Source organism: Corallococcus sp. AB049A (genome assembly GCF_003668885.1).
Classification (GTDB): Bacteria; Myxococcota; Myxococcia; order Myxococcales; family Myxococcaceae; genus Corallococcus; species Corallococcus interemptor.
In genome coordinates, this window is the sequence record NZ_RAWL01000195.1 from 1 (window position 1) to 15,675 (window position 15,675).

Genomic DNA, 15,675 nt, shown 5'->3' on the forward strand with positions numbered 1-15,675 from the left:
GGGCTGGTGGGGCTGGCGGATCCGCCCCGGCCCGAAGCGGTGGAGGCCGTGCGCGCGGCGCGCGAGGCCGGGGTGCGCACGGTGATGATCACCGGCGACCACCCCACCACGGCCCTGGCCATCGCCAGGGAGCTGGGCCTGCTGCGCGAGGGCGAGTCGCCGGAGGGCATCGTGCACGCGCGGGCGACGGCGGAGGAGAAGCTGCGCATCGTGCGCGGCTGGAAGGCGCGCGGCGAGGTGGTGGCCATGACGGGGGACGGCGTGAACGATGCGCCGGCCCTGCGCGAGGCCCACATCGGCATCGCCATGGGCCGCACCGGCGCGGAGGTCACCCGCGAGGCGTCCGACCTCATCCTCACGGACGACCACTTCGCCAGCATCGTGGCGGCCGTGCGCGAGGGGCGCGGCATCTACGAGAACATCCGCAAGACGCTCGTGTACCTGCTGGCCGGCAACGCCGGGGAGCTGGTGCTGATGCTCGGCGCGTCGCTGCTGGGACTGCCCCTGCCGCTGCTGCCGCTGCACCTGCTCTGGGTGAACCTCGTCACGGACGGGCTGCCGGCCCTGGCGCTGGTCATGGACCCGGCCCCTCCGGACGTCATGCGGCGGCCGCCGCGGCGGCCCGAGGAGCCCATGCTGGGCCGGCGCGAGTGGACGGCGGTGCTGGGCACCGGCCTGCTGGACGCCGCCGTCACGCTGGGCACCTTCCTCTGGGCGCTCCGGCACCTGTCGCTGGAGGAGGCGCGCACCCTGACGTTCACCGTGCTGGTGGTCTGCCAGGTGCTGCGGGCCTTCGCCGCGCGCAGCGCCGGGATGCTCCACTGGGAGGTGGGGACGTTCACCAACGGGGCGCTGCTCGGGGTGGTCGCCTTCACGCTGGCGCTCCAGGTCGCCCTGCCGGAGGTGCCCCTGCTCGCCGCGTTCTTCTCGCTCGTCCCGCTGGCCGCCACGCACCTCCTGCTCGCGCTGGGCCTGGGGCTCATCCCGGTGAGCGTGCTGGAGCTGCGCAAGCTGGTGGCGCGGAGCCGGGGCCCGGCGAGGCGTTGAGCAAGGGGCTGCCCGGCGGGCCGCGCACGTCCCCGCGCCCGCCGCCCCGGGCGGGCCCTCAGCGCGGGAGCACCTGCTCGGCCCGGACCTCCGTCGCCTCCAGGGGCTCGCCCCGCTCGAAGCGGCGGATGCTCTCGAGCGTGGTGCGGGCGATGGCGCCCAGCGCCTCACGGGTGAGGAAGGCCTGGTGCGCGGTGATGAGCACGTTGGGGAAGGTGAGCAGCCGCGCGAGCACGTCGTCCTGGAGCACCTGCCCGGAGAGGTCCTGGAAGAAGACGCCCTCCTCCTCCTCGTACACGTCCAGCCCGGCGGCCCCCAGGTGGCCCGACTTGAGCGCCGCCAGCAGGGCCTGGCTGTCGATGAGCGCCCCGCGGCCGGTGTTGATGAGCATGGCCCCGGGCTTCATCCGCGCGAGCGCCGCCGCGTCGATGAGGTGGCGCGTGGCGGGCGTGAGGGGCACGTGCAGCGACAGGACGTCCGCCCGGGCCAGGGCCTCCGGGAGCGCCACGGGCTCCAGGTGCAGCTGGCGCGCGTCCTCCTCCTTCAGCCGCGGGTCCACCGCGAGCAGCCGGCAGCCGAAGCCGTGGAAGATGCGGGCGGTGGCGCGGCCGATGCGCCCCAGCCCCACCAGGGCCACCGTCTTGCCGGACAGGTCGAACCCCACCAGCCCGTCCAGCGAGAAGTTCCACTCGCGCACCCGCGCGTAGGCGCGGTGCACCTTGCGGTTGAGCGCGAGCACCAGCGCCGCCGTGTGCTCGGCCACGGCCTGCGGCGAGTACTCGGGGACGCGGACGACGGTCATCCCCAGCCGGGCGGCCTCCGCCAGGTCCACGTGGTTGAAGCCCGCCGAGCGCAGCGCCACCAGCCGCGTGCCCCCTCGCGCCAGCGCCTGGAGGCACGCGCCGTCCAGCCGGTCATTCACGAAGGAGCACACCCCGGGGAAGCCCGCCGCCAGCCCCACCGTCTGGGGCGTCAGGCGCGGCTCGAACCAGGTGAGCTCGTGGCCGAACCCGGAATTGGCCTCCTCGAAGGCGGTGCGGTCGAAGCGGTGGGTGTCGAAGAAGGCGATGCGCATGGGCGTGTCCCCCGGCGGCGCGCGGAGGCGGCCGTGAAGTGTCCTCGCCGGACTCTGCATCCTCCGTGCGCGGCCCGGACACCGGCCCCAAGGGCTGGGGGGCGCAAGCGTTGCGCGGTGCACGCCCCGGGCGTGCAACTCCTGCGGGGGCGCGCCGCGCGCGGGCCGGGACAGGACTGGCATGCATCCTGTAGAGCAAGGGGCATGGGCCGCGCGGTGGGGGGCCCGGGGCGCGATACGGGAGACGGAGGAAGCTCGATGGATGCCACGCGTGAAGAGGTGGGGGCGCGATGAGCGCGTCTCCCAAGGTCCCGGTCGCCATCGGGTGGTTCGCGCTGGGGTACTTCGCCTGCTACCTGCCCTACAGCGCGCTGACGAAGGCGCTGAGCCTGGGCGCCCTGCCGGGGATGACGGCGGGGCTGCCGGGCTTCGTGCTGCTGCCCTCCACGGCGCTGGCCACGCTCGTGGGGATGTTCGCGTACCTGGCGTGGAGCGGCGCCTTCCAGCACGCGGGGCGCCGGCGCTTCGGGCCGGTGAGCCTGCCCTGGCCGGGGCGCTGGACGTTCCTGTCGGGCCTGTGCACCACGGGCATCATCGCCACCACCACGCTGGCGTACACCTTCGACGGCACCTCCATCGTCTTCATGATGCTGCTGATGCGCGGCGGCGTGCTGGTGCTCGCGCCGCTGGTGGACGCGGTGAGCGGCCGTCACGTCACGTGGCCTTCGCGGGTCGCGCTGGGGGTGAGCCTGGTGGCGCTGCTCGTCGCGACGGGGCCGGGCGCGGACCCGCGCCTGTCGCTGGCGGCGGGGCTGGACTGGGCGGTGTACGTCGTCAGCTACTTCGTGCGGCTGCGCTTCATGAGCCGGCTGGCGAAGAACCACGTGCCCGGCGCGCGCGAGCGCTACTTCGTGGAGGAGCAGATGGTGGCCGCGCCCGCGCTCGTCGTCCTGCTGGCGCTGTGGGCCTTCGCGGGCGTGGGCGGCGCGGCGGAGCAGCTGCGCGAGGGCTTCACCGGGATGTTCTCACGGCCCACGCTGGCCGTGGAGGTGGCCGTGGGGCTGTTCTCCCAGGGCAGCGGCATCTTCGGCGGCCTGGTGCTGCTGGACGCGCGGGAGAACACCTTCACCGTGCCCATCAACCGCGCCTCCAGCGTGTTCGCGGGCGTGGGCGCGACGGTCGTGCTCTCCGCGTGGCTGGGGCTCCCCGGCGTGGGCGTCCGCGAGCTGGCGGGCGCCGCGCTGGTGACGGTGGCCGTCGCGGTGCTCGCGGCGCCGGGCGTGCTCGCGGCGCGGCGCAAGCGCACCGCCTCCCTGTCACTTCCCCCGGCCTCCTGATGCCCGCGCGCGACGAGGACTCCATGCACGTTGACCCCATCACGACCCTGGCGCGGCGGATGCTCCTGTCCCGCCGGGACGCGCTGCGCGCGGCGCGCGCGGACGAGGAGGTGGCGGCCCGGCCGCCCGTGCGCAGGGCGTGCCTGCCGCCGCGCGAACTGGAGGAGGTGGAGGCGGCGCTCGAGCGCATCGAGCAGGGCCGCTTCGGCGGCTGCGAGCGGTGTGGGGGCGCCATTGGCCGGCAGCGGCTGCTGGCCGTCCCGGAGGCGCGCTGCTGCCTGGCATGCGCGGACGCGCGGGCCCGGGACGCGAACGCGTGAAGGCCCCGGGTCCAGGTCTTCTGGTAAGCAGGGGCATGGCCCCAGAACGCATCCTGGTCGTGGATGACGAGGTGAACGCGCGGCGCGCCCTGGCCACCCTCCTGGCGGAGGAGGGCTACGAGGTGCGGGAGGCCGCGGACGGCGCGGAGGCGCTCGCCGCGCTCGCGGACTTCTCACCCGCGCTGGTGCTCACCGACGTGCGGATGCCGCGCATGGACGGCGTCACCCTGCTGCGCCGCGCGAAGGAGGAAGGCAGCGACGCGGCCTTCGTGATGATGACGGCGTTCGCCACGGTGGAGGCGGCCGTGGAGGCCATGCGCCTGGGCGCGGAGAGCTACCTCACCAAGCCGTTGGACCTGAACGCCGTGCTCGTCGTGCTGGGCAAGGCGCTGGAGACGCGCCGGCTGAAGCAGGAGGCGCGGCAGCTGCGGGAGCGGGTGGCGGAGCGCTTCCGCGTGGGCAACATCATCGGGGACGCGCCCGAGCTCCAGGGCGTCTACTCCCTCATCCACCAGGCGGCCCCCACGCGGGCCACGGTGCTCATCCTGGGGGAGAGCGGCACGGGCAAGGAGCTGGTGGCCCAGGCGCTGCACGAGCTCAGCCCTCGCAAGGCGCGCCCCTTCGTCAAGGTGCACTGCGCGGCGCTCAGCGAGAGCCTGCTGGAGAGCGAGCTGTTCGGCCATGAGAAGGGCTCCTTCACCGGCGCCCTGGCGCGCAAGGAGGGCCGCTTCGAGCTGGCGGACGGGGGCACCCTGTTCCTGGACGAGATTGGCGAAATCTCCCCGGCCGTGCAGGTGAAGCTCCTGCGCGTGCTGCAGGGCCGCGAGTTCGAACGCGTGGGCGGCACGCAGACGGTGAAGGTGGACGTGCGCATCGTGGCGGCCACCCACCGGGACCTGGAGGCGGAGGTGAAGGCGGGCCGCTTCCGCGAGGACCTCTACTACCGCCTCAACGTGGTGGCGGTGACGCTGCCGCCCCTGCGCCGGCGCAAGGCGGACATCCCCGCGCTGGTGAGCCACTTCATCGAGCGCTGCAACGCGACCCACGGCAAGGGCGTGAAGGGGCTGGCGCCCGGCACCCTGGAGGCGCTGATGAGCCACGACTGGCCGGGCAACATCCGCGAACTGGAGAACGCGGTGGAGCGCGCCGTGGTGCTCGCGCGGGGAGAGGAGCTCACGGCGGACGACCTGCCGCCCGTGCTGCGCGGCCCCCGTCCCAGCGCCGGGGGCGGCGACCGGCTCATCCCCGGCGCGACGCTGGCCGCCATCGAACGCGAGGCCATCCTGCGCACGCTGGAGATGGTGCAGGGCTCCACCACGCGCGCCGCGGAGGTGCTGGGCATCAGCGTGCGGAAGATCCAATACAAGCTCAAGGAGTACGGCGGCGGTGGCACCGGCCCGGACGAGGAGCCGGCCGCGCCTTGAGGCCCCGCGCGCAAGGAAGGGATTCACCATGGAAGCCGGACCTGGAGGCGTGACGGAAGACATCCTGGAGGAACTCCAGCGCTACGTGGGGTTCTCCGCTGACGACGGGGAGGCCCTGCGGGAGCTGCACCCCATCGCCTGCGCGCACTTCGAGCGCATCGCGGACGTCTTCTACCGGCGCATCCTCGAGCACCCGGGGGCGCGCGAGGCGCTGGAGGGCGGCGAGAGCCGGGTGGGGCACCTCAAGGTGACCCTCCAGGACTGGATGGGGTCGCTCCTGCTGGGGCCGTGGGACGCGGCCTGGTTCGAGCGCCGCTGCCGCATCGGGCGGGTGCACGTGCGCATCCACCTGCCGCAGCACTACATGTTCGGCGCCATGAACCTGCTGCGCCAGGAGCTGACGGCGGTGCTGGAGGAGTCGCTGCGCGGCGACCCCGCCCGGGCCGCCCGCCTGGGCCGGGCGCTGGGGAAGATCCTCGACCTGGAGCTGGCCATCATGCTGCACACGTACCGCGAGGACCTGCTGGCCCAGTCGGCCCGGTCCGAGCGGCTGGCGACCTTCGGACAGCTGGTGGGCTCCATCGGCCATGAGCTGCGCAACCCCCTGGGCGTCATCGAGACGTCGCTCTTCATCCTCAAGGGCCGCCCCGCCGCGAAGGAGGATGCGCGCGTGGTCAAGCACCTGGACCGCATCGGGGAGCAGGTGGAGGTGGCCAACCACATCGTCACCAGCCTGCTGGACATGATCCGCTCCAGCCCGCTGGTCCGCGCGCCGCTGCGGCTGGCGCAGGTCTGGGCCTCCGCGCTGGAGGCCGTCACGCCGCCCGCCCACGTGCGCGTGCGCGAGGAGGGACTGGAGGCCCTGCCCCCTCTGGAGGGGGACGCGGTGCAGATGCGGCAGGTCTTCGTGAACCTGCTGCAGAACGCGGTGCAGGCCCTGGGCGAGCGCGAGGGCGAGGTGTGGCTGACGGCGGACGTCCCGGAGGCCGGGGCGCGGCGGGTCCGCCTGGTGCTGGAGGACAGCGGCCCGGGCCTGGATCCGGCCATCCGCGCGCGCGTCTTCGAGCCGCTGATGACGACGAAGGCGCGCGGGCTGGGGCTGGGCCTGGCGCTCGTGCGGCGCATCCTGGAGCGGCATGGCGGCGGCATCGCGTACGCTCCCGCCGAGGCCGGAGCCGGGCCGGGAGGGGCCCGCTTCGTGATGGAGCTTCCCCTGACGCTGGAGCCATCCTGATGGGCCACTTCCTGTTGGTGGATGACAACCGGGCGTTCGCGGAGAACCTGGCGGAGATCCTCGAGGAGCAGGGCCACTCGGCCACCGTGGTGGACGGGGGCGAGGCCGCGCTCCAGGCCGCGCGCGAGGCGCGCTACGACGTGCTCATCACCGACATGCGCATGGCCGGGATGAGTGGCGCCGCGCTGGTGCACCACCTGCGCCAGCGAGACCCGGGGCTCGCGGCCATCGTCGTCACCGCGCACCCCGGGGAGGCCGAGCTCGCGCGGGCGCGCGCGGAGGGCGTGCTCGCGGTGCTGCCCAAGCCGGTGCCGGTGCCGGTGCTGGTGGAGCTGCTCGCGCGGGCCCGCCGCGACGGGCTCGTCATGCTGGTGGAGGACGACGTCCGCCTCGCGGACAACCTCACGGAGGTGCTGCGTGAGCGCGGCTTCACGGCCGTGGTCGCGCACTCGGTGCCGGACGTGGAGGGGCTGGAGTCCGTCCGCCCCTTCGCGGCGCTCGTGGACCTGCGCGTGCCGGGCGGCCCCGACGGCGAGGCGCTGCGCCGCGTGCGGGAGCGCTTCCCCGCCACCACCCCCTTCGTCGTCACGGCCTTCCCGGAGGCGCTGCCCGCGGACTTCGAGGGCCGGTGTGTCCGCAAGCCCTTCGACACCGGGGCGCTGCTCGCCGCGCTGGAGCAGGTGCACGGAGGCCGCGCGTGACGGGGGGCGCGGGGGAGCGCCCCCGGGTGCTGGTGGTGGATGACAACGCGGCGTTCCTGGACAACATGAAGGAGCTGCTGGAGGACCAGGGCTACGCCGTCTCCAGCGCGACGAGCTGCGCGGGGGCGCTGGAGCGGGCGCCGGCGGGCTTCGACGTGGCGCTGGTGGACGTCCGGCTGCCGGACGGGGAGGGCTCGTGGCTCGCCCCCCGGCTCAAGGCGCTGGTGCCGGACGGAGAGGTGGTGCTGCTCACGGGCCTGGGCATGCTGGAGGCGGCGGTGGCCGCGGTGCACGCGGGCGCGTGCGCGTACCTGCTCAAGCCCTGCGCCACGCCGGAGCTGCTGGTGACCCTGGAGCAGGCGCTGCGCCAGGTGCGGCTGCACCGCGAGAAGCGGGCGCTGGCCCGGCGCGCGCAGATGTCGGAGAAGCTGGCCGCGGTGGGCACGCTGACCGCGGGCCTGACGCATGAAATCCGCAACCCCCTCAACGCGGCCGTCCTGCAGCTCGTCGTCCTGGAGCGGCGGGTGCGCAGGCTGGAGGAGTCCGTCCAGGGGCCGCTCCTGGAGCCGCTGCTGCTGGTGCGGGATGAAATCCGCCGCCTGGATCACATCCTCGAGGACTTCCTCCAGTTCGCCCGTCCCCGCGAGTTCCGGTCGGACGCCGTGGCGGTGGCGCCCCTGTTCGAGCGGGTGGGCAGCCTCCTGGCCTGGCAGGCCGAGCAGCGCGGCGTGACGCTGGACGTGGAGCCGCCGGGCGCGTTGGAGGTGTGGGGGGAGGAGGAGCGGCTGCGGCAGGTGCTGCTGAACCTGGCGCTCAACGCGCTGGAGGCGACGCCGCCGGGAGGCCGGGTGCGCTTCAGCGCGAGCGCGCACCCGGGAGAGGTGGCGCTCTTCGTGGACGACAGCGGGCCCGGAGTGCCGGTGGAGGCGCGGGCGCGGCTCTTCGAGCCCTTCTTCACGACGAAGGCGAGCGGCAGCGGGCTGGGGCTCTCCATCGTGCATGCCATCGTCACCCAGCACGGCGGCACCCTCCAGGTGGAGGATGGCCCGCTGGGGGGCGCGCGCTTCGCCGTGCACCTGCCCGGCGCACCGGGGCCGCTGGCGGGGTGACACCCGTCAAGGCGCGGGCGTCACGCCCACGGTCCGTGTCTTGCCATCCGGGTCCACCTCCAGCTTGAGGCGCGGCGTCCCCTGGGCGTCGTGGATGACGATGCTCGCGACGCCGTTCTCCACGCCCATCGTGATGCGCTCCTTCCAGTCATGCCGGAAGGTGATGGTGGGCTTTCCCTTTTCCAAGGCCATGCACATGGCCTCGTAGCCCTCCTCGCTGTCGAAGCAGAGCCCGCGGAAGTCAATGGAGTCGAGCATCCCCAGCCCTCCAATCTCCTGCCCGGTGGGGCTCAGGAACTGGATGCCGTAGGCGGTGACGGCGCGCTTGAGGCCCTGGGGGTTGGGCATCGGCGCGGCGATGCGCACGCGCGTCTGGCCATTCTCGTCGACGATGTTCAGCTCCCGGACGGAGAGGGACTCCGCGGGGCGGGGCGCGGCGGTGCCTCCCGTACACGCGCTCATGATCAGCGCGGAAGAGGAGACGGCTGCCAACGCGAACGGACGGAAGGTGGAAGGGGTCATGCGGCGGAAGCTAGACGCCGGCTCCGCCTCTGTCCCCCGGGGGATTCCATCCTTCCGTCACGGGTATGTCATGGGCACGGCGCCTTCAAGCGGGCAGCGTGCCCTGGCCGGTGGCCAGCGTGTTCATGAAGGACTTCACCTTCCGCACGTAGGTGGCGTCGCCGGTGCCGGCGGGGATGGCGTCCGGGTTGCTCCGGTCCACGCCGTTGGGGCCGGAGTTGTAGGCGCGCAGGGCCAGCTCATCGCTGCCGAACTGCTCCTTCATGTCCTTCATGTAGAAGGCGCCCGCCAGGATGTTCGTCTCCGGGTCGGAGAGGTTCTTGCCCTGGAGCTCCGGGTGCCTGGACTGCAGCTCCCCGTAGGTGTTGGGGTTGACCTGCATCAGGCCGGTGTCCGTGAGGCCGTTGCCGCCGTTGGTTGAGACGGCCTCCAGGTTGCCGCGCGACTCCTGCCAGATCTGCGCGGCCAGCATCTCCGCCGGCATGCCCGTCTTGGCGGAGGCGGACTCGATGGCGCCCCGGAACTTCTCCAGTCCCGGGGGCAGGTTGCCGCCCAGCTTGGAGCCGCCGCTCGAGGACACCGTCGGCCGCGAGGCCGCGGGGCCCACGACGCCGGTGTTGCCGTTGAGCGCCACGGGCGGCCGGCCCGACGAAGCCTGCGGCGTGAAGCTGCTGTCGGAGAAGGGCTGCGAACCCGTGCCGCACCTGCCACCCTCGGCGGCCTGGACCCCCTGCGCGCCGCCCGTCGCCTGCCCCAGCAGCTGCACGATGGACGTCAGCGCGGACAGCGTCTCCTGCAGCATCTTGCCCAGCTCCGCGCCCTTGCTGGAGCCGGCGTCGAAGCCGTCCTGCTGCAGCGCCGAGGACAGCCGCGAGCCCGGCTTCTGCGCCGGGGAGAACCCGCTCACGTTGCCGGCCTGGAGGTTGGCGGGACGGGCGCTGCCGGCGTCGTGAACCGGCATGCGGGACACAGGCGTGGAGGCGCTGCGAAGGGGCGAGATGGCCATGGCGGTGACCTCGAAAGGGATTGGGTTTCGGGTGAAGCGATGCCAGAGCCCATAGCAGCCGCTGTGCCAGTCCCCGGAAGCCGGCGGGCCGCGCACAACCCACGGTTTTCACGAGCCTCCCGAAGGGCCCCGAGGCCCGCGCCTGGTGACTGCCGTCACCGGTCCGATGCCCACCGTCATCAGCCGGACCCAGCGCCATTCGCGGCATGACAGCGGGGAGGGCGTCGTGCAGAACGCGTGCATGGCCGACATCACCCACCGCACTGTCCGGACGAACGGCATCCACCTGCACCTGTCGGAGGCCGGCCAGGGGCCGCTGGTGCTGCTGCTCCATGGCTGGCCGGAGTCCGGGTACTCGTGGCGCCACCAGCTCGCGGCGCTCGCGGAGGCCGGCTACCACGCGGTGGCGCCCGACGTTCGCGGCTACGGGCAGAGCGACCGGCCGGAGCCCGTCGAGGCCTACAGCATGAAGCAGCTGCTGGCGGACTGGGTGGGCCTGCTCGATGCGCTGGGGGAGAAGACCGCGGTGGTGGTGGGCCACGACTGGGGCGCGGCGATGGCGTGGACCTGCGCCGCGCTGCACCCGGACCGCTTCCGCGCCGTCGTGGGCCTGAGCGTGCCGTACCTGGGCCGCGCGCCCCTGCCGCCGACGCAGCTCTTCCGGAGCATGTTCAAGGACACGTGGGTCTACCTCCTCTACTTCCAGGCGCCGGGCGTCGCCGAGGCGGAGTTCGAAGCGGACGTCCCGAGGACGGTCCGCACCATCCTGGCCGGCGCCCCCGGCTTCGATTCGCGAGGCCTGGTCGACCCGGCCCGCCGCAAGGGCGACGGTTTCCTCACCGGCCTCGATGTGCCGGACTCGCTGCCCGCGTGGCTGACGGAGGCGGACCTCGCGCACTTCGCGAAGGAGCTGGAGCACAGCGGCTTCCGGGGCGGGCTCAATCGCTATCGGAACATGGACCGCGACTGGGAGGAGCTGCCCGAACTCGCGACCGCCCTCATCCGGCAGCCCGCCCTGTTCCTCATCGGGGAGAAGGATCCGGGCCGCGGCTTCTCTCCGGTGGACCCCATGAAGGCGCTGGTGCCCGGGCTCCGGGACCTGGTGGTCATTCCCGGCGCGGGCCACTGGCTCCAGCAGGAGCGTCCGCAGGAGGTGAACGCCGCCCTGCTGGCGTTCCTGAAGTCACTGCCCGCGTAGCAAACCCAGACGCTGAAGGCTCTCACCGGTGCGCACCTGATGGCCCGCGGCCAGCAGCTGCGCGATGCAATGCCCACCGATGAAGCCAGACCCGCCGGTGACCAGGACCGTGCTCATCGCCGCCTCGCGTTCATGTTCATGCACGGGAGTCTGTCCGCGACCCCGGCGAAGGTGAACGGCCAGATTCCGCAAGGGCCGTGAAGCCCACCTTCACGGCTTCAGTCCCACGCAATCCGGTCGAAGAGCGCGCGCAGCCTGGCGCCGCGCGCGGGGTGGAGGTACGTCACCCAGGCAATCCTTCCGAGCAGGTGCGCGCGGAAGTCGGGATGGCCGCCGGTGTTCTGGCTGGCCGGCCCCCGGGTGCGGCACAGGTGCAGGACGGCCTTCAGCCGGTCGTAGTCCTCGCGGCGGAGGTTGGGGTGCTCATTCACCACCACGCCCGCGAGCCACTGCTGGTGGCCTTTGGACATCACCCGCGTCTTGTCCTCACGAACCGTGAAGCCCTCGTCGCGCACGATGCGGCGCACGCTCCGAAGGAGGCGGCGGATGCTCCCGGGCCTCGCGGCGTCCGCTGAGAACGCCAGGTCGTCCGCGTAGCGCGTGTAACGCATGCCCAGGACACCCGCGAGCGCGGACAGCCGGACGTCCAGCCGGTACGCGGCGAGGTTGGCGAGCGCGGGCGACGTCGGCGCTCCCTGCGGCAGGTGGCGCGACTCCAGCCTCCGGCCCAGGAGCCAACGCGATTCCACCTCCTGGGCGTGGGTTGGCTTCCGGGCCTGCGCGACCACCGCCCCTGGCGTCCGGTTCGTGCAGAGCCCCACCAGTGCCCCCGCCACCCCATCCGGATATCCGGCGGCGCGGAACACGCCCCAGAGCCTCGGTGGCCGCACGGAGAGGAAGAAGTCTTCCAGGTCCAGGCGCACGACGACCGCCTGGCGCGTATGGGGTTCGACGAAGCCTCGGATCCCCCGGCCTTTCACGAAGCCATGCGCCGCTTCGTGCGGTGGAATCCGGTCCAGGATGCCGTGGAGCACCTTGCGCTGGAGCCTCGCGAGCTCCTCGCCGGGCTGCTCCAGCAGCCGCTGCCCGCCGCTGCGTTTGGGAATCCAGGTGTAGCCATAGCGCCGCCAGCGCCCGGGAGAGGTCGTGTGCTCCAAGCCCTTTCCATCCGCCAGCCAGTCAAGCTGGGCATCCGTCACCCCCAGCCACGCCGCGAGGTCCGCCTGGGTGGGCAGGGCTGGAACGGGCCACGGGGCGCGGCCCATCTGAGGCTCGGCGGTGAGCCAGCGAAGAAGCCGCACCGGCGCGGTCGGGTTCGCGCAGGCCTGCTTCAACGCGGGCCGCGTCGCGAGTATCTCCGCGAGCAACTCCAGCCTGTCGTGCGGTGGCCGGGGAAAGAACCGCAGCGTGCTTCGCGCGAGCGACGCGAGCCACGGGAACCGGCCGCCGACGACTTCGGCTCCGTTCGCGATGAGCCCGGCGCGCGTCCAGGGCGCCGCGAGGAAGGCGGACGCGAGCGCCTTCGCCACCACGTTCCGTTCACTCATCCGGCACGCATCCGCCATGCGGCGGCCCGGTCCCACCTGTCCCGTCTGGCGTGGCCAGCGTCGCGGCTTGCCGCGAGGTCGGCCATGCGTGGGGAAGTGCTCCGCTTGAAGAATCCCCGGGGGTACCCCGGAGAGGCAGGGGACCGTGTCGCCACGGACCGTCTACCTGCTGGGTTTCCAGACCGCCGCATGACGCGAGCCACGGTACACGGCAACCCCTGCCGCGGTCGAGCCGCGAGGACTTCACGGCGGGCCGCCAGCCTTCAGTCCTGCGCGGTGGGACGGACAATCACCTCGCCCACGTCCACGTCCGCGGGCTGCTCGATGGCGAAGGCCATGGCGCGGGCAATCGCCTCCGGCGCGATCGCGAGCCTGTCCTTGACCTCCTCGAACCGGGCCCGGAGCTCCGGATTCTTCACGTGCTCCAGGAAGTTCGTCCGGGTCATCCCCGGGGAGATGACCGTCACCCGCAGCCTGGGGCCCGCCTCCTGGCGCAGCCCTTCGGAGATGGCGCGCACGGCGAACTTCGTCCCGGCGTAGACCGCCTGTCCGGGCACGATCCGGTGCGCCGAGGTCGACGCGGTGTTGATGAAGTGCCCGAAGCCCTGCTCGCGAAAGACAGGCAGCGCGGCGGCGATGCCGTACAGCACGCCCTTGATGTTGGTGTCGATCAGCTCCTCCCAGTCGTCGACGCGCAGGTCGTCCAGCGGCGAGGTGGCCAGGCTGCCCGCGTTGTTGATGAGCACGTCCAGCTTGCCGTACCGCTCGCGGGCCAGGCGGACGAGCCCGGCGACGTCCTCGCGCCGCCTCACGTCGGTCCGCGCGCAGAGGGCTTCGCCCCCTGCCGTCCGGATGCGCTCCACCACCGGGTCCAGCCGCTCCGTCCGCCGCGCGCCGAGCACGACCTTCGCTCCGCGCTCCGCGAGCAGCAGCGCCGCGGCTTCGCCAATGCCGGTGCTGGCTCCGGTGATGGCAATGACCTTGTCCTGGATGCCTGACATGACGCCCTCCTGCCCGGCCAGGTGAGGGGAGGGCCGGGCCTGCGATGCGAGACGTAGCCATGCCGGGGCGCGCCGGGCTTGGACGTTGTTGACCTGCCGTGCACGTCAACTTCGCCCAAGCCAGGGGGGACGCCCGTCCCTAGAATCCAACCGTGACCGCGCTCTCCCACGCCGTCGTGGATGGCCCCCTGTCCATCCAGACCTCTCTCTTCCCGGAGCTGCCGGGCTTGCGGCTGGTGCGCTACCGGACGGACGGGCGGCTGCTGCGCTCCGTGAAGGAGCGTTTCTCCGTGATGCTGACGCAGCGGGGGCACTCGGAGTGGTGGGGGCGGGGCAAGGTCCATTCCTCCTCACCCCGCACGGTCGACCTCAAGCAGATGGGCGAGGTGCACCGGGACCTGCGCCGTGACGGACCCGCCCGGTTCCAGGTCATCGCCTTCGACGAATCCCTCGTCGCCGAGGCCCGCGAGGCGCTGGGCGCCCCGGCCTCCGCCCGGCTTCGCCAGCTCCAACTCGAAACAGCCCAGCCCTCGGCGGCCGCGTTCGTGCGACTCCACGCCGTGCTGGACGCGGGCCTGGAGGGACGCGCCAGCGCGCTCGCGCTCCAGACGGTCCTGGCTGAATCCCTCTCCGCGCTGGTCGGATGTCTGGACCCCTCGGGCGCAGTGGAGCAGCGCTACCGGTGGCCCATCCGGCGCGTGGTGGAGGCCCTGCACGAAGCCATTCCACAGGGCATCACCCTGGAGTCACTGGCCCAGCAGGTGGGCTGGAACCGGTTCCACCTGTGCCGCGCCTTCCGAGAGGAACTGGGCATGCCTCCGCACACCTATCTCACCCACCTGCGCGTCTCGCGAGCGCAGCGGCTGCTGTCACAGGGCCTGGCGCCCGCGGAAGTCGCCCTCCAGGTCGGGCTCTGTGATCAGAGTCAGCTCAACCGGCACTTCAAGCGCATCGTCGGCATCACCCCGGGGCAGTTCGCGCGCGCCGTGCACTGAGGCGCTACCGAGCACCCTCCCGGAAGACGGCTTCAATGTTGTTGCCGTCCGGATCCAGCACGAAGGCGGCGTAGTAGCCGGTGGGATAGCCCTTCTCGAAGCCGCGCAGTCCGGGCGGTCCGTTGTCGGTCCCGCCCGCCGCCACCGCGGCCGCGTGGAAGGCGTCGACCTGGGCGAGGCTCGTGGCGGCGAAGGCCGTGTGCTGCTTCACGCCGTGGGGATGGAAGCGGTCGATCCAGAAGACGGGGTACTCCCGGCCGTAGCCAATGCCATCCGCGCCCGTCTCGGGCGGAAGCTGCATGGCACGGCGCAGTCCGAGCGCTCCCAGTGCCGCGTCGTAGTAGACCGCGGAACGTGCGACATCCGCGACGCCAATCCCCGTGTGGTCGAGCATGATCCTCAGTGTATGGGCGCGAAGCCCCGCTCGCGCATCAAGGCGTCGAGGCTCGCGTCCTTTCCACGAAACTTCCGGTAGCCCTCGAACGGATCGACGGTGTTGCCCACTGACAGCACGTGCTCGCGCAGCCTCGCGGCCACCTTCGCGTCGTAGGCGCCTCCGGCTTCCTGGAACGCCTCGAACGCGTCCGACGCCAGCATGTCCGCCCAGAGATAGCGGTAGTAGCCCGCCGCGTACGCGTTGCTGGCGAAGACGTGCCCGAAGTGGGGCATGCGGAAGCGCATGCCGACCTCCACCGGTGCGCCCAGCCGCCGGAGCACGTCGCGCTCGAGCGCGTCCGGGTCGATTCGCTTCGCTCCCGCCAGGCCGGTGGCGGTCTACTGCCTGGGGGGACGACGGACTTCCTGGTGCACGTCGTGTGTCGGGACACGGAGCACCTGCGCGTGCTCACCATCCAGTCCTTCACCCGCCGCCCGGAGGTGAGCCGCATCGAGACGTCGCTGGTGTTCTCCTTCGCGCGCTCGGGGCTGCCGGTCGACCGGGGGGCCTGACGGAAGTGGCGCTGTAACCTTTCGCCGTCCATTTTCGTGGTGGCCGTCGGATGCCCGGAATGTGCCGGGCCTTGGGACGGAGGACGGACATGCAGGCGACGAAGGTGGCCGTGGTGGGCGGCGGACTGGGGGGCCTCTCGGCGGCGGCGCTGCTCGCGCGGGGCGGCTGCGAGGTGACGTTGTACGAGCGCTCGAAGCAGCTGGGCGGGCG

19 protein-coding genes are annotated in these 15,675 nt (G+C 72.6%); 11 read left to right on the forward strand and 8 right to left on the reverse strand.

All coding sequences use genetic code 11. The annotated features are described in order from the left end of the window. A partial coding sequence (locus D7X55_RS21060) for a cation-translocating P-type ATPase (RefSeq protein ID WP_147470159.1) occupies positions 1 to 1,047 on the forward strand: 1,047 nt, incomplete at its 5' end. 58 nt (positions 1,048 to 1,105) lie between these two features. Here the strand turns inward: D7X55_RS21060 and D7X55_RS21065 are convergent. Then, entirely contained in the window at positions 1,106 to 2,122 is a 1,017-nt protein-coding gene (locus D7X55_RS21065; protein ID WP_120546970.1) for a 2-hydroxyacid dehydrogenase, read from the reverse strand. A gap of 290 nt (positions 2,123 to 2,412) precedes the next feature. On the opposite strand from D7X55_RS21065, the gene D7X55_RS21070 reads away from it, so the two are divergent. From D7X55_RS21070 to D7X55_RS21095, 6 genes are read left to right on the forward strand one after another with little or no spacing between them, the layout of a single operon-like run. Next, positions 2,413 to 3,459, forward strand: a complete 1,047-nt coding sequence (locus tag D7X55_RS21070; protein ID WP_121724006.1) for a hypothetical protein — start codon at positions 2,413 to 2,415, stop codon at positions 3,457 to 3,459. Between the two features lie 23 nt (positions 3,460 to 3,482). Then, on the forward strand, positions 3,483 to 3,779 hold the full coding sequence (locus D7X55_RS21075; RefSeq protein WP_199747048.1) for a TraR/DksA C4-type zinc finger protein: 297 nt from the start codon (positions 3,483 to 3,485) through the stop codon (positions 3,777 to 3,779). Positions 3,780 to 3,814: 35 nt separating this feature from the next. Further along, a complete protein-coding gene (locus tag D7X55_RS21080; protein WP_121724008.1) occupies positions 3,815 to 5,203 on the forward strand; it encodes a sigma-54 dependent transcriptional regulator in 1,389 nt (462 codons plus the stop codon). Positions 5,204 to 5,231: 28 nt separating this feature from the next. Next, the gene (locus tag D7X55_RS21085; RefSeq protein WP_233609971.1) at positions 5,232 to 6,437 is read left to right on the forward strand and encodes a sensor histidine kinase; all 1,206 of its coding nucleotides are present in this window, start codon (positions 5,232 to 5,234) and stop codon (positions 6,435 to 6,437) included. After that, positions 6,437 to 7,138 (forward strand): response regulator, encoded by a 702-nt coding sequence (locus D7X55_RS21090; protein ID WP_121724009.1) that lies wholly within the window; start codon positions 6,437 to 6,439, stop codon positions 7,136 to 7,138. Before D7X55_RS21085 ends, D7X55_RS21090 begins: the two co-directional genes overlap by 1 nt. Beyond that, entirely contained in the window at positions 7,135 to 8,247 is a 1,113-nt protein-coding gene (locus D7X55_RS21095; RefSeq protein WP_233609972.1) for a sensor histidine kinase, read from the forward strand. The genes D7X55_RS21090 and D7X55_RS21095 overlap by 4 nt, the downstream gene beginning before the upstream one ends. Before the next feature lie 6 nt (positions 8,248 to 8,253). Here D7X55_RS21095 and D7X55_RS21100 read toward each other — a convergent pair whose 3' ends face one another. Further along, positions 8,254 to 8,709, reverse strand: a complete 456-nt coding sequence (locus D7X55_RS21100) for a hypothetical protein (RefSeq protein WP_233609973.1) — start codon at positions 8,707 to 8,709, stop codon at positions 8,254 to 8,256. 145 nt (positions 8,710 to 8,854) lie between these two features. After that, the gene (locus D7X55_RS21105) at positions 8,855 to 9,775 is read right to left on the reverse strand and encodes a lytic transglycosylase domain-containing protein (protein WP_120546963.1); all 921 of its coding nucleotides are present in this window, start codon (positions 9,773 to 9,775) and stop codon (positions 8,855 to 8,857) included. A gap of 241 nt (positions 9,776 to 10,016) precedes the next feature. Between D7X55_RS21105 and D7X55_RS21110 the strand changes: the two genes are divergently transcribed. After that, complete coding sequence (locus D7X55_RS21110; protein ID WP_121724015.1) at positions 10,017 to 10,973, forward strand: alpha/beta fold hydrolase; 957 nt, start codon at positions 10,017 to 10,019, stop codon at positions 10,971 to 10,973. On the opposite strand, the gene D7X55_RS21115 is transcribed toward D7X55_RS21110, so the two are convergent. The 3 genes from D7X55_RS21115 to D7X55_RS21125 all read right to left on the reverse strand — a co-directional run bounded on the left by D7X55_RS21115 (position 10,959) and on the right by D7X55_RS21125 (position 13,521). Further along, the gene (locus tag D7X55_RS21115) at positions 10,959 to 11,090 is read right to left on the reverse strand and encodes an NAD-dependent epimerase/dehydratase family protein (protein ID WP_199747050.1); all 132 of its coding nucleotides are present in this window, start codon (positions 11,088 to 11,090) and stop codon (positions 10,959 to 10,961) included. The two genes, D7X55_RS21110 and D7X55_RS21115, sit on opposite strands and share 15 nt — an antisense overlap. Positions 11,091 to 11,191: 101 nt before the next feature. Further along, positions 11,192 to 12,520: a reverse transcriptase family protein gene (locus D7X55_RS21120; RefSeq protein WP_121724010.1), complete on the reverse strand. Its 1,329-nt coding sequence runs from the start codon at positions 12,518 to 12,520 to the stop codon at positions 11,192 to 11,194. Between the two features lie 263 nt (positions 12,521 to 12,783). Next, the gene (locus D7X55_RS21125; protein ID WP_121724011.1) at positions 12,784 to 13,521 is read right to left on the reverse strand and encodes an SDR family oxidoreductase; all 738 of its coding nucleotides are present in this window, start codon (positions 13,519 to 13,521) and stop codon (positions 12,784 to 12,786) included. Positions 13,522 to 13,673: 152 nt separating this feature from the next. On the opposite strand from D7X55_RS21125, the gene D7X55_RS21130 reads away from it, so the two are divergent. Next, entirely contained in the window at positions 13,674 to 14,516 is an 843-nt protein-coding gene (locus D7X55_RS21130) for an AraC family transcriptional regulator (protein ID WP_121724012.1), read from the forward strand. 4 nt (positions 14,517 to 14,520) lie between these two features. On the opposite strand, the gene D7X55_RS21135 is transcribed toward D7X55_RS21130, so the two are convergent. Next, positions 14,521 to 14,910, reverse strand: coding sequence for a VOC family protein (locus D7X55_RS21135; RefSeq protein ID WP_121724013.1), 390 nt, complete (start codon positions 14,908 to 14,910; stop codon positions 14,521 to 14,523). A gap of 5 nt (positions 14,911 to 14,915) precedes the next feature. Next, the gene (locus D7X55_RS21140; RefSeq protein WP_407921778.1) at positions 14,916 to 15,233 is read right to left on the reverse strand and encodes a M3 family metallopeptidase; all 318 of its coding nucleotides are present in this window, start codon (positions 15,231 to 15,233) and stop codon (positions 14,916 to 14,918) included. An 87-nt stretch (positions 15,234 to 15,320) separates the two neighbouring features. Here D7X55_RS21140 and D7X55_RS21145 point away from each other — a divergent pair, with 87 nt between their 5' ends. Beyond that, positions 15,321 to 15,464, forward strand: coding sequence for an Lrp/AsnC ligand binding domain-containing protein (locus D7X55_RS21145; protein WP_233609974.1), 144 nt, complete (start codon positions 15,321 to 15,323; stop codon positions 15,462 to 15,464). Between the two features lie 50 nt (positions 15,465 to 15,514). Next, positions 15,515 to 15,675: NAD(P)-binding protein (locus D7X55_RS21150; protein WP_255425025.1), on the forward strand; the 161-nt coding region annotated here is incomplete at its 3' end.